At 56.5% G+C, this 5381-nt stretch carries 5 protein-coding genes and 2 pseudogenes; 3 read left to right on the top strand and 4 right to left on the bottom strand.

Annotation, left to right across the window (positions count from 1 at the left end; all coding sequences use genetic code 11):
• Both FS320_RS48905 and FS320_RS37210 read right to left on the bottom strand, forming a co-directional pair.
• Window positions 1-144: DUF6429 family protein (locus FS320_RS48905; RefSeq protein WP_244626992.1), on the bottom strand; the 144-nt coding region annotated here is incomplete at its 3' end.
• A gap of 823 nt (window positions 145-967) precedes the next feature.
• A complete protein-coding gene (locus FS320_RS37210) occupies window positions 968-1303 on the bottom strand; it encodes a hypothetical protein (protein ID WP_152717335.1) in 336 nt (111 codons plus the stop codon).
• Between the two features lie 639 nt (window positions 1304-1942).
• Between FS320_RS37210 and FS320_RS37205 the strand changes: the two genes are divergently transcribed.
• Window positions 1943-2203, top strand: a complete 261-nt coding sequence (locus FS320_RS37205) for a hypothetical protein (protein ID WP_152717334.1) — start codon at window positions 1943-1945, stop codon at window positions 2201-2203.
• Window positions 2204-2476: 273 nt separating this feature from the next.
• Here FS320_RS37205 and FS320_RS37200 read toward each other — a convergent pair whose 3' ends face one another.
• Window positions 2477-3493, bottom strand: coding sequence for a hypothetical protein (locus FS320_RS37200; protein ID WP_152717333.1), 1017 nt, complete (start codon window positions 3491-3493; stop codon window positions 2477-2479).
• Between the two features lie 407 nt (window positions 3494-3900).
• On the opposite strand from FS320_RS37200, the gene FS320_RS37195 reads away from it, so the two are divergent.
• Window positions 3901-4380, top strand: coding sequence for a hypothetical protein (locus tag FS320_RS37195; RefSeq protein WP_152717332.1), 480 nt, complete (start codon window positions 3901-3903; stop codon window positions 4378-4380).
• Between the two features lie 160 nt (window positions 4381-4540).
• Window positions 4541-5166: pseudogene (locus tag FS320_RS37190) on the top strand (transposase); the annotation flags it as partial.
• A 73-nt stretch (window positions 5167-5239) separates the two neighbouring features.
• Here the strand turns inward: FS320_RS37190 and FS320_RS37185 are convergent.
• Window positions 5240-5381, bottom strand: a pseudogene (locus tag FS320_RS37185) (ATP-binding protein); the annotation flags it as partial.

Here is a 5381-nt window from a genome sequence, read left to right as displayed (position 1 = left end):
GACTGGGTCGCCGATCAAGCCCTTCTTGTGAAGCCGATCCGTCGTTGCCCAGTCGAAGCCCTTCCAGGCACAACGCTCGTTATGCAGCGTCAGCCATAACAGCGCCAAAACGGCATCGTCGATCTTGTCCTCATCGATCTCCATGAACCGACGTTACCACGCGCGGCACCCAAAATCCCGCGGCCCCGCTCGGATGGATACGACCCACCCAGTTAATCGGTGGAGCTTTGGGATTGTGCGGGAATGTGCCCTAACGCTTTTTGCATTGTCCGCGTCTTGTGCTCCGGGTGGTCCTTAACGACCTCAACGGTTATCGAATTGGGAATTCGAAGCTCGTACGTCTCGACAATGCGGGGATCGGACGTACGCGGAGACGGGTCAAATGATGCAAGACACACGTCTCCTCTTAATCAGTGCCTTCTTGCAAAGCGACCGTTCTGGTCCTTTGCCGAGCAGCCGTTGCTCACCTACCATCATGGGCGGGATGTCCGTCTCGGTCGGTCCCTCTAACCTCATCGTTCCCGGTCAGTCGGCTGACGGCTTCACCCGTCTTATCGCCTGCTACAGTAGTCCCGGTTCCGGTTGTGGGGTGGCGTTGCCCCGAAGTTATCGCCTGAGGGTTATGTAACTCTATTTATCCACAGATGGCGATTCGATGTCCATAAAGATTGAAAAACCGGCCCAACAGTTGAGACCTCGCGGAACGATTCTGTGAGAAGCGGACCGTCAGGCTCGATCCTCAAGCGTCATCTGAGGGCATCAGGCATCGAACGGTTTTATGACCACCCTACCCTCGCCTGAGAGTTGGCCATGAGCGTTTTCAAACGATTTCAGCAGGCGGCATGGCGTCGATTCACGCATGAACACGTAAGGGGTATGATCAAGCCCGGCTTCACAGGGCAGAGCGATGGACAGGGTTCTTCGAGATCTAAATCGTTTGAAGTGGATGGTGTCAGCGAACACCGTTTTACTGCTCATGATCCTTTATTTGGTTTGAGGGTTCGTCTCGCGCGAGCACGTCCCTGCCGACATAAACCCGCCCGAGATCTGGGAAATCGACTTGGACATGGGTGGTCCATTCTGGGTCATGGCAGATCTCCGTTACTATGCCCTGCATGCCCTTACCCAGAAGGTGTTCGCGACTTTCAGTATCCCAGACTGTATCAAGACCTTTGACGACGACCCGATCACCAGAGCGAAATGGGAACTCTTCATGACCCCACTCGGATCTGGTTGCGTCCTGATAGCTCAGGCCATCTTTGCCCTGCCATGCGGGTGAATTCTCTGAGTTTTTGGGGGGCATGATCAAGCGCTCTCGTCATTCCAACGATCAAATTCGATCTGCAAACTGACCGGACCCAAGTACAGCCCATGATCCCATGACGCTGCCACGATGTACCCGATCCTCCATGTGTAGGTATCAACGTCCAGATGCACGTTGATCCTGCCAATGCGCCTCTCGAACAGCATCCAGGATCGACAAAACCGTTTGAATCTGTCGTCCCCTGGATACCATGTGAACCCCAGTGGCCCGAGGCTCAGGCCAATAATGTCGTCATGCCAGTAAATCCCGACCGCCCAGCAACGCCAGTTCAGCACAAGCTGCCAAGACGGTCTTTGGATGATATCCAACTGGAACGGCATTATGGGCCTCTTGATCATGCTACTGGGCAGGATCATACCTTCTTGAAAGCGGTTTCCCGGCTCTCGCACAGTGTTCCGTAGAGTTTCGGCCAATCATGTGCCGCCGCCTCAAAGTCTAACAGTATGGAGGGCCTTTATTCAACGCCCAAGCTCAACCTATGTTATATGCAGGATTTCAGAACAAGGATAAGTTGTTCTCTTGCTCCTGGGTGTTTCTCTTGCTCCTGGGTGTTTCTCTTGCTCCTGGGTGTCTGGCCATTTGGCAACCGACCCTTCGCCCCAACCTGAAGGCGAAGGCATGACCCTCGACATTTCATTCCAGCCCATGCGCGTGCTCATCGACGGCCATGACAGTGAGGGCAAGCTTGTCCTTGCAGACAACCAGCTTGCCGCCGTGTTCGTCCGCCTCGACGGGACGCACCATGATCCCCAGCACAAGGGCTGGTGGCACCTGGAAGCCGGGTTCGGCAAGTGCAGCGTGCGTTACGCGCCCCTGTTCAAGACGCCTGAGGAAGCCGGAGCCTGGGTTGAGCAAATCCTGATGCGTAAGGCGGCATAAAATCTGCTCAGGCAAGCTCGCACAGAACTGTTTGAACGATTTTAGATCCGCCCTGCCCACTCCTCGCGAGAGTTCGTCGCGAGTGTTTTCAAACGATTTCGGATTGGCGAGGCTGCCGAATGGCTTCAGCAGCCCGCATCCATTTGCTTCGACGGGAAATCTCGGACCTCTGGCGTGGTCCACGCACTGGACCTTTGAGGCCCTATACAACCGACCCTGCATGATCCAGATCCTCCTCAAGCTCAGCGCCAGGAGAGTTGGATATAAAGGGCCTTACGCCCCTGGTGGATCTGCGCTTTCCAGTTCTGACACCAGAATGACTGGTCCCTCTTCTTGGACGAAGAGATCACGCAGGTGGTTTGGCTTCAGCGGCTGTCCATGGATTACTGCCCAACCAGCCTCGTCATTCTCGGCGTCGTGGGCGTAGATCGTGAACTGAAGGCTCTCCTCCTTCCATAAGTTCTGTCGCAGAGCGAGATTGACCCACGTGGTTTCGTGCGCCAGTTGCCGCAAAACTGTATCAAGCGTCGGGCCAAGTTGCTCCCGCCCCAGTTGGGAAAATCGCTCGTCCATGGAATTGTCAGGGTAGACGCTCTGGGGAATCTCCGAAGTCCAGCCCAGTTGTTGTTCCGTAGTGTCCTCCGGCTTCAAGTCCACGAACATGCCGTGAATCTCAGCCATGCCAAGTTGTGTGGATATGCACGCCTGATCCTCCGGGGCAGCCGCTCCTGAGTTGGGTTGGCCGATAGGTTGGGAACCCGCCGCGCCAAGATCACCCCCTTGAGCCCGCAAACGGTCAATCTCTGCACGAGCCTCCGCGAGTCCGGCACGCGTCGCCTCCAACTCCGTCCTGAGTTCGGACAGGGTTTGTCGCTTCGGCTTATTAGCAACACTACGAGGCTCCGACGTTTCCGCCTTCCACCTTCGGGTCAGAGCAAGTGCGCCATCGACGGAAAACTCGTTACCGGGAAGTTGCCCCTGTTCTTCCGCCCAGAAGCGAGCCTTGCCGCAGTCGTCCCACAACCCGGCCAGTTTCGTGAGCCGGGCACACCACTGCTTAGAGAAGCCGAACTCATCCTTTGCCCATTTCAGGTAACCCCTGCGGACCAGCGACTTTGCCTTGAGGAGGGCCTCACCGATGGCCCGATGCTCATTGAGGCTCTTCTCTGAGGACTTCTGTGCCGTCCAAAGTCGCTCACGAATGCTGTCTGCGATAGCGTCGAGAGCAGATTCGTCAGCAATATAAGAATGATGGCGATTGCCCAAGCGGGAGGGTTCAGCAGACGCCATCGGCGGTCTCCATGTATGTGTTATTAAGTTGTCCCTCTCAACGGGTTCAAGTGCTACTGGGCGTTTTCGGCGGGGTCAATAGGCTCCGAGAGTTCAAACGATTTGAAACCTCTTCTTGAGCTAAGCGGCAAACTACGTATGCCGAAGAATTTCTTCAAAGCTGTGTCAGGCTTCGCCTTTCTCTCCCTGCGAATTCGCGTGAACACTTTCAAACGATTTCATCACAGTATACCACGGCAGAGCGAGTTTGACTCTATTAGACTAGATAAAACGGACACTCAAACTGTTTGAATGCTTATGTGCCCTTGACTGGGAGAATTCAACTTGGTTATCTCTCATTGCGGGGATGACAACTGTCGCCCCAGCCACATTGTTAATGTACAACCAAAATTATATCTGGATTTATTATGCCCTACCACGACAAACTGATCCGCGAGTGGACCGTATTCTATGAGAACGGCACGAAGGATATCGAACTGCTCGATGATGCCTTTGCCGATCATACCTCTATTAACCGCGAAAGAGATCGGTACTGTGACATCGTTGAGTGTGACATCGAGAGACACCGACGCCCACTGCATCTCCTCGACCGGAGCGCTGGTGGAATCAACTGGCATGTCAGCAAATATTTGCGCACCAGTTCCGCGCGTCGAGTAAAAGGCCGTCGTCGCAGAACAGCTTATGGACCTGCCTTCCTTGACTGCGGACTGAAGAAAGTCACTGCTTTCGAGGGTCTGAACGATAGGCTTGACGGGAGCGCCGAAGAGATCGCCGACTTGAATAGGCTCTTCGGGGGCTGCTGGGTCGTCACGCCGGGTGTAACTGGTATGGAACTGTGGGTACTCGGAAACCAGATCCCGTTCGAAGCCGTCATGAGATTCGGCTAAGGGGCTCCTATCGCTCTTGTACCCAGCCGCTCCTGGTGAGCGAGTGGGTGCTCTTGACCCAATCCAAACGATTTGACTGGGGTTGGGACACTCATCCTGACCTGCCGCTGAAATTTTCCTCCACGTTGAGTTAGAGTCCGGCCCCTCACAAGGACGGACAATGAAGCGTTCACGGTTCACGGAAGAGCAGATTATTGGAATTTTGCGGGAGCAGGACGCGGGGGCAAAAGCGGCCGACCTGTGCCGCAAGCACGGCATGTCGGAAGCCACCCTGTACAACTGGAAAGCCAAGTTCGGCGGCATGGATGTCTCCGACGCCAAACGGTTGAGGGCGCTTGAGGATGAGAACGCCAAACTGAAGAAGCTGCTGGCCGAGACGATGCTTGATGCCTCAGCCTTGCGCGAGCTGCTCTCAAAAAAGTGGTAGGGCCCGCCGCTCAGCGCGAAGCCGTCGCGCACCTGCAGGCCAGCTTTGGCCTGTCGGAACGGCGGGCCTGTTCCCTCATCGGAGTGGATCGCACCACGATCCGCTATCGCTCCTGCCGGCCGGATGATGCGGCCCTGCGGGGCCGGCTGCGCGAGCTGGCCCACAAGCGGCGTCGTTTCGGCTATCGGCGGCTGTTTGTGCTGCTGCGCCGGGAAGGCGAGACCGCGGGCTTGAACCGGGTCTACCGCCTGTATCGAGAGGAGGGCCTGACGGTTCGTAAGCGTCAGGCGCGCCGACGGGCTGTGGGCACACGGGCGCCGATCCTGGTGGAGGCCAAAGCCAACGCGCGCTGGTCGCTGTCAAGCGACACCGAGATTTACGAGATAAGGCGACATCCAGTTTTACGACGGCTCAAGCGTGAGCCCGCTGGAGAGCCTCCTCCAGATCCCGCAGGCGATAGCTGCGCCCCTTGATGTTGAGAACATGCGCTCGGTGCAGCAGGCGGTCGAGGATGGCCGTGGCCAGCACCTCGTCGCCGGCCAGCAGCTCGGTCCACTCCCGGATGCTCTTGTTC

The organism is Microvirga tunisiensis (assembly GCF_009296175.1).
Classification (GTDB): Bacteria; Pseudomonadota; Alphaproteobacteria; order Rhizobiales; family Beijerinckiaceae; genus Microvirga; species Microvirga tunisiensis.
Note: the sequence above shows the minus strand (reverse complement) of the source record. Positions and strands in the feature narration are given on the sequence as shown.